At 67.2% G+C, this 15,239-nt stretch carries 15 protein-coding genes; 7 read left to right on the forward strand and 8 right to left on the reverse strand.

The features are described 5' to 3' along the window. The 3 genes from kdpB to ACWELQ_RS16650 all read left to right on the forward strand — a co-directional run. The coding region (gene kdpB / locus ACWELQ_RS16640; protein WP_452397923.1) for a potassium-transporting ATPase subunit KdpB at window positions 1-1,140 on the forward strand (1,140 nt) is incomplete at its 5' end. A gap of 5 nt (window positions 1,141-1,145) precedes the next feature. Continuing rightward, complete coding sequence (locus ACWELQ_RS16645) at window positions 1,146-2,063, forward strand: potassium-transporting ATPase subunit C (RefSeq protein WP_452397924.1); 918 nt, start codon at window positions 1,146-1,148, stop codon at window positions 2,061-2,063. Window positions 2,064-2,248: 185 nt separating this feature from the next. Beyond that, window positions 2,249-4,126 carry a potassium transporter Kup gene (locus ACWELQ_RS16650; RefSeq protein WP_452397935.1) on the forward strand — a complete coding sequence of 626 codons (1,878 nt, stop codon included), beginning with the start codon at window positions 2,249-2,251 and terminating at the stop codon, window positions 4,124-4,126. A gap of 7 nt (window positions 4,127-4,133) precedes the next feature. On the opposite strand, the gene ACWELQ_RS16655 is transcribed toward ACWELQ_RS16650, so the two are convergent. After that, window positions 4,134-5,642, reverse strand: a complete 1,509-nt coding sequence (locus tag ACWELQ_RS16655) for a substrate-binding domain-containing protein (RefSeq protein WP_452397925.1) — start codon at window positions 5,640-5,642, stop codon at window positions 4,134-4,136. 164 nt (window positions 5,643-5,806) lie between these two features. Between ACWELQ_RS16655 and ACWELQ_RS16660 the strand changes: the two genes are divergently transcribed. After that, window positions 5,807-6,142: a winged helix-turn-helix transcriptional regulator gene (locus ACWELQ_RS16660; protein WP_452397926.1), complete on the forward strand. Its 336-nt coding sequence runs from the start codon at window positions 5,807-5,809 to the stop codon at window positions 6,140-6,142. 7 nt (window positions 6,143-6,149) lie between these two features. On the opposite strand, the gene ACWELQ_RS16665 is transcribed toward ACWELQ_RS16660, so the two are convergent. The 5 genes from ACWELQ_RS16665 to ACWELQ_RS16685 all read right to left on the reverse strand — a co-directional run bounded on the left by ACWELQ_RS16665 (window position 6,150) and on the right by ACWELQ_RS16685 (window position 11,564). Continuing rightward, entirely contained in the window at window positions 6,150-8,300 is a 2,151-nt protein-coding gene (locus ACWELQ_RS16665) for an acyltransferase family protein (RefSeq protein WP_452397927.1), read from the reverse strand. A gap of 83 nt (window positions 8,301-8,383) precedes the next feature. Further along, window positions 8,384-9,676, reverse strand: a complete 1,293-nt coding sequence (locus tag ACWELQ_RS16670) for an SLC13 family permease (RefSeq protein ID WP_452397928.1) — start codon at window positions 9,674-9,676, stop codon at window positions 8,384-8,386. A gap of 19 nt (window positions 9,677-9,695) precedes the next feature. Further along, the gene (locus ACWELQ_RS16675; RefSeq protein ID WP_379364468.1) at window positions 9,696-10,139 is read right to left on the reverse strand and encodes a CBS domain-containing protein; all 444 of its coding nucleotides are present in this window, start codon (window positions 10,137-10,139) and stop codon (window positions 9,696-9,698) included. A gap of 179 nt (window positions 10,140-10,318) precedes the next feature. Beyond that, complete coding sequence (locus ACWELQ_RS16680; protein ID WP_452397929.1) at window positions 10,319-11,071, reverse strand: metallophosphoesterase family protein; 753 nt, start codon at window positions 11,069-11,071, stop codon at window positions 10,319-10,321. A 61-nt stretch (window positions 11,072-11,132) separates the two neighbouring features. Then, a complete protein-coding gene (locus tag ACWELQ_RS16685; RefSeq protein ID WP_452397936.1) occupies window positions 11,133-11,564 on the reverse strand; it encodes a carboxymuconolactone decarboxylase family protein in 432 nt (143 codons plus the stop codon). Between the two features lie 217 nt (window positions 11,565-11,781). Between ACWELQ_RS16685 and ACWELQ_RS16690 the strand changes: the two genes are divergently transcribed. Beyond that, a complete protein-coding gene (locus ACWELQ_RS16690) occupies window positions 11,782-11,952 on the forward strand; it encodes a hypothetical protein (RefSeq protein WP_452397930.1) in 171 nt (56 codons plus the stop codon). A 36-nt stretch (window positions 11,953-11,988) separates the two neighbouring features. Here the strand turns inward: ACWELQ_RS16690 and ACWELQ_RS16695 are convergent, their stop codons facing one another. Together ACWELQ_RS16695 and ACWELQ_RS16700 are read right to left on the reverse strand one after the other, a co-directional pair. Beyond that, window positions 11,989-13,113 carry an acyl-CoA dehydrogenase family protein gene (locus ACWELQ_RS16695; protein WP_452397931.1) on the reverse strand — a complete coding sequence of 375 codons (1,125 nt, stop codon included), beginning with the start codon at window positions 13,111-13,113 and terminating at the stop codon, window positions 11,989-11,991. Window position 13,114: 1 nt separating this feature from the next. Further along, window positions 13,115-14,347 (reverse strand): acyl-CoA dehydrogenase family protein, encoded by a 1,233-nt coding sequence (locus ACWELQ_RS16700; protein WP_452397932.1) that lies wholly within the window; start codon window positions 14,345-14,347, stop codon window positions 13,115-13,117. Between the two features lie 172 nt (window positions 14,348-14,519). Between ACWELQ_RS16700 and ACWELQ_RS16705 the strand changes: the two genes are divergently transcribed. Together ACWELQ_RS16705 and ACWELQ_RS16710 are read left to right on the forward strand one after the other, a co-directional pair. Beyond that, on the forward strand, window positions 14,520-14,948 hold the full coding sequence (locus ACWELQ_RS16705) for a DUF1707 SHOCT-like domain-containing protein (RefSeq protein WP_452397933.1): 429 nt from the start codon (window positions 14,520-14,522) through the stop codon (window positions 14,946-14,948). Window positions 14,949-14,993: 45 nt separating this feature from the next. Next, window positions 14,994-15,239, forward strand: a 246-nt coding sequence (locus ACWELQ_RS16710) for a hypothetical protein (RefSeq protein ID WP_452397934.1), incomplete at its 3' end; no start/stop codon positions are given.

Below are 15,239 nucleotides of genomic sequence, written 5' to 3' on the forward strand. Positions count from 1 at the left end.
GGCACCATCACCCTGGGCAACCGCCAGGCCGCGGACTTCGTGCCGATGCCGGGTGTCACCTCCGACGAATTGGCCGACGCCGCACAGCTTTCCAGCCTCGCGGACGAGACCCCGGAGGGCCGCTCGATCGTGGTGTACGCCAAGACCGCGTACAACAAGCGTGAGCGCACTCCTGGCGAGCTGACCGGCGCGACCTGGGTGGAGTTCACCGCCCAGACCCGCATGTCGGGTGTGGACCTGGCCGACGGTCACCAGCTGCGCAAGGGCGCGGCCTCGGCGGTCACCGAATGGGTCCGCTCCAACGGCGGCGAGGTGCCCGAGGCGGTCGGCGTGACCGTGGACGGCATCTCGGCTTCCGGCGGCACTCCGCTGGTGGTGGCCGAGATCAAGAAGGGCACCGCCACGCTGCTGGGCGTCATCCATCTCAAGGATGTGGTGAAGCAGGGCATGCGGGAGCGCTTCGACGAGATGCGCCGCATGGGCATCCGCACCGTCATGATCACCGGCGACAATCCGTTGACCGCCAAGGCGATCGCCGACGAGGCGGGCGTGGACGACTTCCTCGCGGAGGCCACTCCCGAGGACAAGCTGGACCTGATCAAGAAGGAGCAGGCCGGCGGCCGCATGGTCGCCATGACCGGCGACGGCACCAATGACGCGCCCGCGCTCGCGCAGGCCGACGTGGGTGTCGCCATGAACACCGGCACCTCGGCGGCCAAAGAGGCCGGAAACATGGTGGATCTGGACTCGGATCCGACCAAGCTCATCGAGATCGTGGAGATCGGCAAGCAGTTGCTGATCACCCGCGGCGCGCTGACCACGTTCTCCATCGCCAATGACATCGCCAAGTACTTCGCGATCATCCCGGCGCTGTTCGTGGCGCTGTTCCCGGGCCTGGACGTGCTGAACATCATGCGGCTGCATTCGCCGCAGTCGGCGATCCTGTCGGCGGTCATCTTCAACGCCCTGGTCATCGTGGCGCTGATCCCGCTGGCGCTGCGGGGCGTGAACTACCGGCCGTCCAGCGCGTCGAAACTGTTGAGCCGCAATCTCTACCTCTACGGTCTCGGTGGCATCATCGCGCCGTTCATCGGGATCAAGCTCATCGACCTTCTCATCCAATTCTTCCCGGGGATGTAGCGAATATGCGTATGTCAACCTGGATCCGACAGCATGTCGCGGCGCTGCGCGCGCTGCTGGTGCTCACCGTGATCACCGGAATCATCTATCCCGCAGCGGTTCTCGCCGTCGCGCAGCTGCCCGGCCTGAAGGACAAGGCCGACGGGTCGCTGATCCATCGGGACGGGAAACTGGTGGGCTCCAGCCTGATCGGGCAGGCGTTCACCGACGGCAAGGGCACGGCGCTGGCCCAGTACTTCCAGACCCGCCCGTCGAATTCCCTTCCGTCCGACGGCAGCATTCCCGACGGCTACGACCCGACCAACACCGCCTTCGGCAATATGGGCCCGGAGTCGGTGGTGGACAGCCTGGACGCCACCGATCCGACCAAGGACAAGCTGAGCCTGCTCAGCACGGTCTGCCAGCGCAGCCAGAATGTCGGCAAGCTGGAGGGCGTGGACGGCAGCCGCCCGTTCTGCACCTCCGGTGGTGTCGGCGCGGTGCTGGCGGTCATGGGCGATCGGGATTCACACGGCCTGGTCACCCACCCCACCCGGGTGATCAGCCTGAACGAGGCATGCGACGCCACACCGAAGCCCTTCCTGGACACCTACGAGGGAGTGAAGGTGGAGTGCGCCAAGCGCGGCGAGGACTACTCGGCGGGCCAGATCGTCCCGATCCGCGGCAACGCCTCGAGCGACACCCCGGTGCCGTCCGATGCCGTAACCGCCTCGGCGTCCGGCCTGGACCCACAGATCTCCCCGGCCTACGCGGCCATCCAGGTGGCCCGAGTCGCCAAGGCCCGCAACGTCTCTCCCGACCAGATCAAGGCCGTCGTGGACGCCCACAAGACCGGCCGAGCCCTCGGCTTCATGGGCGAGCCCACGGTCAATGTCGTCGAGCTGAACTACGACTTGGACGGTAAGTACCCGTTCAAGGGCTGATCAGCCGATACCCGGTTCGGGTGGCGTGTCGGGAGTTGTGGTGGCGCAGCCGGTATCGTCCGGCGCGACGTGCGGAACTGCCCGCACGGAGGAGGAGCACCGTGACCGAGCAACGACCTTCCGGGACGACAGACGACACCCAGGGGACACCACCGGCCGCGTCGGTCGCACACGACACGGCGCGGCTGGCGGTGGTGGTCGGGGCGCTCGGTGTCGTGTTCGGGGATATCGGTACGAGTCCGATCTACACTCTGCAGACCGTGTTCGATCCCGGTGACCCGCATCCGGTTCCGGTCAGCCGCGACAACGTGTTCGGGGTCGTGTCGCTGATCTTCTGGTCGGTCATGATCATCGTGACGGTCACCTATGTGCTGCTGGCGATGCGCGCCGACAATGACGGTGAGGGCGGGATCATGGCGCTCATCACGCTGCTGCGGCGGTGGGTCGCGCCGGGTGGTCGGCGGACGGCCATGGTGTTGTCGGCGCTCGGAATCTTCGGTGCGTCACTGTTCTTCGGCGACAGCATGATCACGCCGGCGATCTCGGTGCTGTCGGCGGTCGAGGGGTTGAAGGTGGTGCAGCCCTCGCTCGGTGATCTGGTCATACCGATCACCGTCGTGATCATTATCGGGCTGTTCCTGGTGCAGCGGCGCGGCACCGCGGCCGTGGGTCGGATGTTCGGACCGGTGATGATCGTGTGGTTCGCGACGATCGGCCTGCTGGGCGTCACCGGAATTGCCGAGCATCCGGAGATCCTGAAGGCGCTGTGGCCGAGCTACGCGCTGGGATTCCTGTTCGGGCATTTCGGAATCGCGTTCTTCGCGCTCGCGGCGATCGTGCTGGCGGTCACCGGCGCGGAGGCCCTCTACGCCGATATGGGCCATTTCGGCCGTCGCGCCATCACCCGTGGTTGGCTGTTTCTCGTCTTTCCGGCCTGTGCACTGAGCTATCTGGGCCAGGGCGCGCTGATCCTCGACGATTCGAGCAATATCAGCGCCCCGTTCTTCCTACTCGTGCCGGGCTGGGGGCGGCTGCCGATGGTCGTGCTGGCCACCGCCGCCACCGTCATCGCCTCGCAGGCGGTGATCACCGGCGCGTATTCCGTTGCCGCACAGGCCGCCCAGCTCGGCTACCTGCCCCGGCTGCGCATCGCGCACACCTCCGAATCGACCATCGGGCAGATCTACGTGCCGTGGATCAACTGGCTGCTGATGGTCTCGGTGCTGACCCTCGTCTTCGCTTTCCGCAGTTCGGCGGCGCTGGCCTTCGCCTTCGGCATGGCCGTCACCGGCACCATCACCATCTCCACCCTGTTGTTCTTCTACGTCGCCCGGGCGAGGTGGCGTACACCGGTGTGGCTGATCGTGCTGGGCGCGACCCCGCTGCTCCTCGTGGATCTGCTGTTCTTCGCCGCGAACCTGACCAAGTTCGTGCACGGTGGCTGGCTGCCGCTGCTGATCGGCCTGACCGCGTTCACGATCATGACCACCTGGCAGCGCGGCCGCGAAATCGTCACGGCCGAAAGGGAAGAGCGCGAGGGCTCGCTGCGCGTGTTCATCGATCACCTCCAGGACCAGCGGCCCGCGATCGTCACCGTCCCCGGCACGGCGGTATTCCTCAACCGCGGCAAGGAAACCGCCCCGCTGGCCATGCGCGCCAATGTCGAGCACAACCACGTGCGACATCAGCAGGTCGTATTCATTTCGATCAAAACCGAACTGGTTCCACGTATTCCGGCCGACCAGCGCATCATCATCGACCACCTCGACTATCGGGACGACGGCATCATCCACGTCACCGCCCGCTACGGCTACGCGGAAACCCCCGACGTCCCCGCCGCCCTGGCCCTCCTCGACCCGGCCGAAACCGAAGGCCCCCTGGACCTCGAGCACGCCTCCTACTTCCTGTCCACCATCGAACTGCTCCCGGGCTCGGCCCCGACCATGGCCCGCTGGCGCAAGCGCCTGTTCATCGCCACCAGCCACATCACCGCCGATGCCGCCGAATACTTCGGCCTGCCGCGCGCCCGCACGGTCATCATGGGCTCGCAGATCGAGGTGTAGCCCGGCGTCAGGGCGTGCACGTGGTGGGGTTGGGCAGTTCGCCGCAGGGCGTGTTGCCGTGGGAACGCAGCACGTCCTTGCCGGTGCCCGTGGTGAGGAACCGCAGGAAGGATGCCGCGAGGGAGTCGGCGGGCAGTTCGCCGTTGCTGTAGGCGTATTCGACGCTCCAGAACGGGTAGGTGTGGTCGAGGGCCTGGTCGCGCCCGGCCGGGTGGCTGTCGATGGTCAGCGTCTTGACGCCCGAAGTCTGCGTGGCGTCGGAGTATTCGCTGTAGCCGATCGAACCGGGCAGGTCCGCAATGGTTTTCAACATGTCGTTGGTGACCGGGGCCTCGCAGAAGGAGACGCCGGAGGGATTGGTGGCCGCGAGGGCACGGCAGCTGGTGGCGGCCGGTGTAGGGGGCTGGTCGGCGCCGAGCACCCGTGTGCGGAACGCCTCCCGGGTGCCGGAGCCCAGGGCTCGGTTCACCACGCGCACCGGCAGATCCGGTCCGCCGAGCTGCTGCCAGTTGCCGACGCGACCGGCGTAGATGTCGCGGATCTGCTGGGCGGTCAGATCGTGCACGCCCACACCGGGATTGACGATCATCGCGTACAGCGACAGGGTCAGGGTGCGGGGGAGCAGAGCCGGATAGCCGACACCCTTGGGGCCGTCGGTGATGGCGAGCAGGCCCGGATTGCTCTTGCCCTCCTCGTCCACCCTGCTCAAACCCCGGTCGCTGCTGTCGAATTCGAACGTGAACTGCGCGCCGGAGCACCGCTTGGCGTAGGCCCCGGCGGCGTCACGGACGGCGGGCTCGAAGGCGGTGGAGCCGACCAAGGTGAGCTTGCCGCTCCCGCAGTCCGCCGAATTCGACGATCCCGCACCATCGTTCAGATTGAACGCGAACTGCACCGCGATGACCGCCACCAGAAACCCCATGAGCGCCAGCAGCTTCGGTGACACACCGACCCGGCTGCGGGTCTCCGAGACCCGCCCGCCCTTGAGCTTGGCCCGCACCACCGGATCCGGGTAGGCCCCCGCCCCGGCAGTGCGCTGCAGGATCGCGAGAATCTTGTAGTGGTCGCCGCGATCCATCGGCACCTTCGGCAGATCGATGATCCCGCTGCGATTGAGCGCGTCCTCGCGGGTGCCGATGCCGGTGCCCGGCTTCAGGCTGTCGCCCAGGGCGTCGTCGGACAGTTCCGTCACCGCCATCCCGATGACCCGGCGGTGCGGGAAGCGAATGTGCAGTCCGACCGGATCACTGTCGGGCACCGCGTAATCCGTGCTGTCCACATCGGTGATGCCGTTGTTCTCGATCCGCACCAGCACCAGCGACAGATCCTGCAAATCCGGCGCGCTCCCGCCCCCGTCCGGGCGCAACTGCGGCAGCACCCCCGGAAACACCGACTCGATCTCCCCGGTAACGGGCGTATCCATCTGCACCCGATACCCGAGCCGCTTGCGCCCCACCAAGACGAATTCCCAGATGAAGGCTAGAATCGGCACGGCGATGCCGATCAGAGCCAGCACGATGTCCAAGGGAAAGCCGTTCACAGAAACCCCGAATTCTGTTGTCCTACCGCGGTAACGGTCGAGAGTAAGGCCGTAAGGAATCCGTAGAGAAGCCGGGGCGTGGCGAATCGGTGCCGTCAAGACTCACCGGTAGGTATCGTCGCGCTCCTAGCGTCGAGACCATGGACAACCCTGCGGATGAACTGTCCGCATTGCGTGTACTGGTCAATCACCGTGGCGTGGTGGAACTGCTGGATGTGCTGGCCTCCGGGCCGCGATCGCTGCGTGAGCTGCGCGCGGAACTCGGACTGCGGCGACCCGGTGTCTCCCGGGTGCTGCGGGTGGTCGCGGCCTACGGGCTGGTGACCAGCGACGAGCCGGGCTCCTGGGACGACCGCCTCGACGGCGCGAGCCGCGTGCTCCTCACCGAACCCGGTTGGCGCGCCGTCGAACTGCTGTCCAGCTTCTCGGTCTGGGAAGCCCTCTACGAACAGCCGGATACCGTTCGCGACCGTTGAGCGGGCGTCACCACCAGCCGAGGATGGGCTGCAACTCCCGCTCCAGTTCGGGGGCCAGCGACCTCGAATAGCTCGCGGTCAAATGGTGTTCGTCGTGGTAGATGAGGATGTTGCCCTCCACTACGGCACACACAGTGGGCTCGCAGACCGCGTCGTTGGGGTCGATGAGGTGCATGTTCGGGAAGGCGGCGGCGGGTTCGATGGCCGGGTTCACCGGGGACAGGGCCTCCGCGCGCGGCAGACCACAACTGATGCGGTCACCGCCGCCGGCCAGGCAGTCGATGGCGCGGTAGCGAATCCCGTTGCGGCGCAGCCACGGAGTGTCGCGAATACCGATCACCTGCAGTCCGCGATCGTGCAGCGCCGACCAGACGTCCACATAGTCCTGCGGGGTCTCGTCGCCGCCGTTGTCGCTGGGGCGGGTGACGGTGGTGAAGACGAAATCGGGATGCTCCACCCCGAGCCGGTCGATCACCTCCGCCGACCAGTCGCGGCAGTCCGGATTCTGCTGGCCCTTGTAGACCGGGTCCTCGGCGACGGTGAGCGGACAGCCCATCTTGAGGTAGACCACGACCCGGAAGCGGTACTGCTCGCCGAGGATCTGCAACGCCGGAATCCAGTGCTCGGCATGGGAATTGCCGACCACGGCGATGGTGCGGTGCGCGTCGCGGTCACCGTAGGTGCAGGTGGTGACCGAGCGGGTGTCGAAGTCGGAGATGCAGCCGTCGCGGGTCGGGTAGGCGATATCGGCGGGGGCTTCCTCGGTGGTGGGCCGCATGGGCGCGCGTGGCACCAGCGCGTGATCGGTGAGGGCCGCCGCGCCAGGATATTTGGCGGGATCCAGCTCGCCGACCGCGTGCGCCTTCGCGCCCATGCTCCACTGCCAGGTCAGCGTCGAGGCGAGCAGCAGCACACCGACCGTGGAAACCGCCACGCCCGCGAGCAGTCGCCCGCGCGCCGGGGTGGCCGACGGCTTGGAGCGCAACCGCAGCGGCTCCTCCACCAGATGATGGGTCAGGTAGGCCAGCGCCAGCGAGACCAGGATGATGATCAGCCCGTCGAGCGCGCCCGCCCCGCGCTGATGCCGTTGCCCCAGATAGAAGATGAGCAGCGGCCAGTGCCACAGGTACAGCGCGTAGGCGAAACCGCCCAACTGCACGATCGGGCCGGTGGCCAGCACACGATTGACCAGCGGCTGCTCGGCGGTATCACGGCCCGCGCCCGCGAGAATCAGTGCGACGGTGGCGAGTACCGGAATCAGCGCGGCCGGGCCGGGGAACACCAGCACGCCGTTGACGATCCACCCGCAGCACGCGATGGCCGCGATTCCCGCCCACGCGAACACCTCTCGCGTCGGCCGGGGCAGCCGGATCAGCGGCGCGGCGATGGCCAGCAGCGCGCCGGTCAGCGGTTCCCAGGCACGGGCGAAGGTGTCGTAGTAGTTCCAGCCCTGCTGGGTCGAAACCCCTTCGGTGGCATAGCAGAACGAGACGACCGCGGCGACGCCGAAGACCACGGCCAGGGTCAGCCGCAGGACGCCGCCCTGCCCGGCGCGACGCAGCAACGGATGCCGCACAGCCTGTTTCCAGGCTCCCGCCGCGACCGCCCGGCGCAGCACCCACGCCACCAGCGCGACCGCGACCAGCATGACCAGATACATCTGCCCCTGCACCGACATCGACCACAGATGCTGCAGCGGGCTCACCGACGGGTCGGCGGCCAGATAGTCCGACCAGGACGTCGCCAGATACCAGTTCTGGTAGTAGAACAGCGAAGCCACCGTCTGACCCGCGATATCCGACCAGCGGGTGTGCGGCAGTAGGGTGACGGTGGCGACCACCACCGCGCCCAGCACCACCACCATGGCGGGCAGCAGTCGCCGCAGCGTGCGCCGCACGGTGGTCAGCACGCCCACCGCACCGCCGTCGGCGCGGCGGATGAGCATGCCGGTGAAGAAGAATCCCGACAGCACCAGGAAGACGTCCACACCGCCGGAGACCCGTCCGGCCCAGATGTGGAAGGCGACCACCAGCGCGATAGCCACGCCGCGCAGTCCGTCCAGATCCAGCCGGTAGGAACCGGGAGCGGCGGGGGTGGCCGGGGCGTCCTGGTGGTCGCTGTCCGGCGCTGTCGGATGATCGGTGCTGGATATGGACATGGCGGCTGCCATTGTCGGTCAGGGTTGCTGGAAAATCACAATCGCCACACAGAAGTTGTCCGTAATGAGGCGTTTGTCGCTGGTCAGGCGAATACGAAATAGCGCAGCCACAGGTACGGCGCGGCCACGACAATGGTGACCGCGGTCACCACGATGCCCTTCCTGGTGAATTCCCAGAACGAGATCGGATGGTCCGAGCGCTTGGCGATCCCGAGCATCACCACGTTCGCGCTGGCCCCGACTGCTGTGAGGTTGCCACCGAAATCCGCGCCCAATGCCAGCGCCCACCACAGGGCGTCCGCCTGTGCCGGATGGTCGACGTGCTCCACCAGTTCCGCCACCAGTGGGCTCATGGTCGCCACGTACGGGATGTTGTCGATGACACCCGACAGCACCGCCGAGACCACGAGTATCAGCATGGTTGCCAGCAGTGCGTTTCCGCCGGTGAGTTCGGTCGCGGATTTCGCCAATCGGGCGATCACACCGGTTTTCACCAGCGCCCCGATCATCACGAACAGACCGGCGAAGAACAGCAGCGTCTCCCATTCCACCGCCGACAGGTAATCGCGTTGCGGCAGACCGGAAATCAACACCAGCACGCCCGCGCCGAGCAACGCCACCAATGACGGTTCGAGATGGAAGATCGGGTGGCCGAAGAATCCCGCGAAAACTCCCGCCAGCACAATTCCGCACTTGATCAGCAGGCGCGGATCGCGAATCGCCTCACGCTCGTTCAACTGCATGATGTCGGCGGCGCGCTCGGGATCGACGTCGAAGGAGCCCCGGAACAGCCGCGGCAGCAGCAGCGTGAACACGGCCAGTTCGATCAGCACGATCGGGGTCAGGTTCAGGAAGAAGTCGTTGAACGACAGGCCCGCCTTGCTGCCGATGATGATGTTGGGCGGGTCGCCGATCAGGGTGGCCGCGCCGCCGATATTCGACGCCAGCACCTCCGCGATCAGGAACGGGATCGGCGACACCTCCAGGCGCTCGCACACCAGCATGGTCACCGGCGCGATGAGCAGCACGGTGGTGACATTGTCGAGGAAGCCCGACGCGGTCGCGGTGATGAGCACCAGCAGGATCATCACCCGCAGTGCGGAACCCTTGGCGCGCTTGGCCGCCCAGATGGCGACGTATTCGAAGATGCCGGTCTGGCGCAGCACGCCGACGATGATCATCATCCCGAGCAGCAGGTAGATGACATTCCAGTCGATGCCGGTCTCGTGGGAGTAGAAGACGTCGTCGGAGTCCATGATCCCGACCGCGATGACCGTACCCGCACCGGCCAGCGCCGCAATGGTTTTGTGCACGCGCTCGGACGCGATGAGGATGTAGGCGATAGTGAAGACCGCGATGGCGATGGCGACGGTCATAGCGACCGCCCCGGCGGGCTCAGTTCGCGAGCGCCACTTCCAACAACCGCGAGGACGTGATCACGCCGATCAGCCGATCCCCGTCCTGCACCGCCACCAACGGCGACTTGTACTTCGACATCAGCGCGGCCACCTCGACGATATTGTCGTCGTGCTTGGCCGCCGGAATCTTGGTGAGCCGCTCCGGAATCACATCCCGAACCTTCTTGCCCCGCAACCGCTTCACCACCTGCATGCACATGGAATCGTTGAGCACCCCCGCCAGCGACGGATCGTCCTGCACGTACTTCGGCACGATGAACAACACCACCTGCGAGGCGGGCAACACCGAATGCGGCTTCCCGTTCGCATCGATCACCAGAATCCCCGGCAGCCGATGCTCGGCCAGCAACTTCGCCGCATCGATCGCGTCGGAGTCCAAATCGATCACCGGATATTCCTCGGCCATCTGAGCGGCATGCATATGTGCAGGATACGACGAATAGCCGAGCGTCCACGTGAGGAGAATACGTCAAGATCGAATACTGGCCTCGCATCGAAACTCCCAGGTCGGACCGTACGGCCCGAGGATTTCGGACCGGCCGACCAGACTTCCCGGCACGCCAGCAGTACAGATTCCGTAAAAGCGTACCGAGAAGCGGTTTACGTGTCGCCCGGGTGTGTCAGGTCGTACACGCGATACGGGCTGCGGATGACCGCGTAGGAGACGTTGCGGACCTCGGTGCCGGCGGGGGTGCGGCCGAATTCGCTGCCGCCGTGGGCGTGTCCGTGGATGGCCAGCGCGGCGCCACCGGCGTCGACCGCCTCGGCGAGGTCGTGGCAGCCCAGGCCGGGGTAGATCTTCGGGTTCTCGCCGACCAGGGTGTCGACGACCGGGGAGAAGTGCATGAGGGCGATGCGGAGGTCGCAGTCGAGGGATTGCAGGGCGGCGCGCAGGCGGAGGGCGTCGGCGGGGCCGCGGCGGAAGCGCTGGCGGTGTTCGACGCTGCCCTCGGCGGGATTGCCAGGGTAGTCGGGGAATCCGCCGCTGCCGCCCATCACGCCGGCGATTCCGACTCGAATGCCGTTGAGGGGCAATGTGATCGTGGTGCCCTCGAGGATGTGCACGCCGATATCGTTGAGCTGGACCGCGATTCGGTAGCCGAGACGGCGGTCGTGGTCGTGATTGCCGAGGACCGCGACCACCGGGACGGGGAGATCGGCGATCTCCGCGCACAGGACGTCGGTGTCGCGCAGGGTGCCGCCATTGGTGAGATCGCCTGCCAGCAGCAGGACGTCGGCGTGCGCGGCGAGGCCGAGCAGCGCGGGCCGGAAGTGCCCGCGCATGCTCTCCCGCATGTGCAGATCGCCGATCGCGGCGATCCGTACTCGTCCGGTCGTGGCCCCGTTACCCATACCGTCAATCAGCCACAGTCCATGCGGCCTGTCAACGGCATTCCCGCTCGACCGGTCCCGGCTACGGCTCGAGCGGCTCCAGCCGCATCGGGACGCCGATCCGGTTCCACAGGTTGATCTGCGCGGTCACCGCCACCAGACCGGCCCGCTGACCCTCGTCGAAGTGCTTCTCGACATCGGCCCAGATCTCGTCGCTCACCCCGTGCGGGCCGAGATGCGTTGCCGCCTCGGCGTATTCCAGCGCAGCACGCTCGGTCTCGGTGAACAGCGCCGACTCCCGCCAGGCGTTGAGGTGCCACAGGCGGCGTTCGGTCTCGCCCTCCTTGCGGGCCTCGGTGGAGTGCATGTCGATGCAGAACAGGCAGCCGTTGAGCTGCGACACCCGGATCTTCACCAGTTCCCGCACGGTGGCGTCGAGGGGGCCGCGGCGGATGGCGGCCTCGGCGGCCAGCCAGGCCTTGTAGACCTCGGGGGCGGCCTCGCTCAGGTTCATTCGCGACACGATGTCGTCCTTTCCTCGGGTTCGAATGCACCCCTTGGACGAGACAGCTTTCCCGAACGTGACGGGTACGCGGCTATGAGCCCGGTCACAGCAGCGCGCCGGGTGGGCTGTGCCGTGTCACAGGTGGAGCTGGGCGGGTTTTTACGCCCGAAAGTAAGTGGTTTGCCGTAATTGTGCGAAATGTGGCACGGGGGACAATAATCCGCACGTGGGAACTGTTCTGGTCATCGCGCTGGCTGTGTTGTTCTTCGTCACCGGACCCGCGTTGGCGCTGGTAATCGTGCTCGCCGTGCGTAGTTCGGCCCGGGCGGCCGGCGCCGCGCGCCGACCGCGCGTCGCCGATGCTCGACGGATACCCGTGCGCGCCGGCCACCCCTGACCCGGCGCGCACGGGTCCGTCCCGCCGCCTGTCCGCCTAGGGGCGGGTGAGTGCGGCGTAGCGGGCGATGTGCTGATCGGTGGTGCCGAACTCGTACTGGACGGCGGTGAGGCGCTTGAAGAAATGGCCGATGGCCAGTTCCTCGGTCATGCCCATCGCGCCGTGCAACTGCACCGACTCTTGGCCGATGCGGCGGGCGGCGCGGCCGATGGTGGCCTTGGCGGCCGAGGCCGCGCGGGCTCGCTCCGGAGCCGGGGCGTCGAGCTTGAGCGTCACCAGATAGGTTGCGGCCACCGCCTGTTCGAGCTCCAGCAGCATGTCCACCATGCGATGTTGTGGCGCCTGGAAGCTCGCGATCGGGACGCCGAATTGCTGGCGCTGCTTGGTGTAGGCGACGGTGTCGGCGAGCACCTTGCGCAGCGCCCCGACGGTTTCGGCGCAGACCGCCGCGATGGCCTCGTCGAGGGTGGCGGCGATGGCCGCGCCCGCCTGCGCCAGCACTAGCGCGTCCGCGGGGACCCGCAGATCGGAGAAGCTCAGGTCGGCGGCCTGGCGCTCGTCGAGGGTGCGGTACGGGCGCGCGGTGAGCCCGGCGGGCGGGTTGGCGGCGTCGAAATCGACCACGAACAGGGCGATCTCGCCGTCCAGGGCCGCGGTCACCAGCAGGTGCGTGGCCAGCGGGGCGGCGGTGACCACCGTCTTCTCACCGGTCAGCAGCCAGTCGTCACCATCGCGGACCGCGGTGGTCGCGACCGCGGTGTAGTCGTAGCCCGACTGCGGTTCCAGCGCGGCGAATCCGGTGATCACCTCACCGGCGGCGATGCCCGACAGCAGATCCTCGGCCCGCTTGCCTGCCGCGCGCCGCAGCAGGCCGCCGCCCACCACCACGGTGTCCACGTACGGTTCCACCACCAGCGCCGCCCCCAGCGCCTCGGCGATGATCATGGTCTCGACCGGTCCGCCCCCGATGCCGCCCACCGACTCCGGCAGGCTGGCCCCGAGAATGCCGACCTCCTCGGCCAGGCCGCGCCAGATCTCCGGCTGCCAGCCGGCACCGCTGCGGGCCGCGGCCCGGCTGGCCTCCAGCGGGTAACGCGCCGAAAGGAATTCGGTGACGGTGTCGCGCAGCAGTTCCTGCTCGGCGGTGAAAGAGAAGTCCATGTCACAGTCCCAGGGTGGCTTTGGCGATGATATTGCGCTGAATCTCGTTGCTACCGGCGTAGATCGAACCGGCGCGGTCGTTGAAGTACCGCAGCCCGGCGACCGCCTGCCACTCCGCGCCGGTGACGAAACCGTCCGCGGGCGGGGTGAAGTCGGCGATCGGACCGCCCGGCATGGTGGCGTGCGGCTGGTAGGCGCGACCGCGCGGACCGGCGGCCTCCAGGGCGAGTTCGGTGAGCACCTGGCTGAGCTCGGTGCCCAGGATCTTGATGGTGGAGGCGGCCGGACCCGGGTCCTTGCCGCTGGAAACCAGTGCGAGCGTGCGGTATTCGAGGATCTCCAGCACATCCGCGCGCAGCCGGGCGTCGGCCAGCTTGGCGGCGAAGGCCGGATCGTCGATCAGCGCACCGCCGTTCGGGCCGACCTGATCCTGCGCCGCCTGCGCCAGCTCCTCGGCCATCACCTGGAGCATGGGGGAGGCCGCGCCACCCCCGCGCTCGAAGTTGAGCAGGAACTTCGCCACGGTCCAGCCGTCGTCGACGGCGCCCAGCACGTTCGCGCGCGGCACCCGGACCTGGTCGAAGAACACCTGGTTCTGCACCTGCTCGCCGGAAGTCATGACCAGCGGCCGGATCTCGATGCCCGGCGTGCGCATATCGATGAGCAGGAAGGTGATGCCCTGCTGCTTCTTGGCCTGCCTGGAGGTGCGCACCAGCGCGAAGATCCAGTTGGCCTCGGTGGCGTGGGTGGTCCAGATCTTGGAGCCGGTGACGATCAGGTCATCGCCGTCGCCGACCGCGGCCATGGACAGCGACGCCAGGTCCGAACCCGCCTCCGGCTCCGAATAGCCCTGGCAGAAGAAGACTTCGCCGGTGAGGATGCGCGGCAGGTAGAAGTCCTTCTGCTCCGGGGTGCCGAAGGCCATGATGGCGTGCGAGACCATGCGAATGCCCATGGGGGACAGGTTCGGTGCGCCCGCCAGCGTGCACTCGCGGCCGAAAATGTAGTGCTGGGTCAGGGTCCAGTCGCAGCCGCCGTACTTCACCGGCCAGGCCGGGGCGGCCCAGCCGCGCTCGTGCAGGATGTGCTGCCACTCCATGCTGGCTTCGTGATCGGGATAGACGCTGGTCGCGAGGCGGCCCGCCCGGCGAAGATCGTCGGTTAACTTTTCGTCGAGGAAGCTGCGCACTTCATCACGAAACGCCAGATCGGCAGGCGACCAGTCGAGGTCCACGATGACTCCTTGTCCGAGAACGTCGACTAACGATCGCACCACATCCCCCTGCTGGCAAATGTGCTGGCACCCGCCTTCACTTGAATGTCCTTGACATTCCACTATGGAGGTTTAGTCTGGTACTACATTCCACAATGGAATATCTGCCCATCATCCTCCGTTAGGCATCGACATGGACATCACCACCGGCACCCGCGCCTCCGACGCCGAACGCGCCCACATCGCCGACCAACTCGGCCGCCACCTCACCGACGGCCGCCTCGACCTCGCCGAATACAACGACCGCCTGGCCCAGGTCTACGCCACCACCACCCGAGAAGACCTCCCCCTGGTCCTAGCTGACCTCCCCAAACTCTCCAAACCCGTTGCAGCGCAGTCCTCCTCGCGCACCCGCTTCCCCATCTGGCAACAAATCGAGGGTTCCGCCTGGCTCGGCACCAGCCTCCTGTGCCTCTTCATCTGGGCCGCGATCTCCGTAGCCGCAGGCGAATTCACCTACCCCTGGCCCATCTGGGTCATCGCCCCCTGGGGCGCAGTCCTCGCCTTCCGCGTCGTCATGGGCTGGGAATCCACCGCCTGGAACCGCACCCGCACCCACTGAGCCCGGCGGCCTGCCCCGGCCGCCCGCTCACCCCGGAGGTGGGCCATGCCCGCATACACAGCCCTCCTGACCCTGCACATCACCGCTGGCACCCTCGGCCTGATTCTGGGACCAGCGGTAGCCCTGTCCGACACCAGAACCCGCCACACCCCAGCTCGATCCCACCCACCCCGCAACGGCGACCTATGGCGCTGGTACCTGGGAACCCTTGCCGCCGTTGGCATCACCGCCACCCTCATGGTCCTCTGGCGCCGCCCCCAGCGCCCCACCGACCCCCAACCCACACCGCAA

Source organism: Nocardia sp. NPDC004722 (assembly GCF_053601505.1).

Excerpts from the sequence above, each read along its gene's own strand:
- ACWELQ_RS16645 (WP_452397924.1), top strand. The coding sequence starts at position 1,146 with ATGCGTATGTCAACCTGGATCCGACAGCATGTCGCGGCGCTGCGCGCG.
- ACWELQ_RS16660 (WP_452397926.1), top strand. The coding sequence starts at position 5,807 with ATGGACAACCCTGCGGATGAACTGTCCGCATTGCGTGTACTGGTCAAT.
- ACWELQ_RS16665 (WP_452397927.1), bottom strand. The coding sequence starts at position 8,300 with ATGTCCATATCCAGCACCGATCATCCGACAGCGCCGGACAGCGACCAC.
- ACWELQ_RS16670 (WP_452397928.1), bottom strand. The coding sequence starts at position 9,676 with ATGACCGTCGCCATCGCCATCGCGGTCTTCACTATCGCCTACATCCTC.
- ACWELQ_RS16675 (WP_379364468.1), bottom strand. The coding sequence starts at position 10,139 with ATGCATGCCGCTCAGATGGCCGAGGAATATCCGGTGATCGATTTGGAC.
- ACWELQ_RS16680 (WP_452397929.1), bottom strand. The coding sequence starts at position 11,071 with ATGGGTAACGGGGCCACGACCGGACGAGTACGGATCGCCGCGATCGGC.
- ACWELQ_RS16685 (WP_452397936.1), bottom strand. The coding sequence starts at position 11,564 with ATGAACCTGAGCGAGGCCGCCCCCGAGGTCTACAAGGCCTGGCTGGCC.
- ACWELQ_RS16695 (WP_452397931.1), bottom strand. The coding sequence starts at position 13,113 with ATGGACTTCTCTTTCACCGCCGAGCAGGAACTGCTGCGCGACACCGTC.
- ACWELQ_RS16705 (WP_452397933.1), top strand. The coding sequence starts at position 14,520 with ATGGACATCACCACCGGCACCCGCGCCTCCGACGCCGAACGCGCCCAC.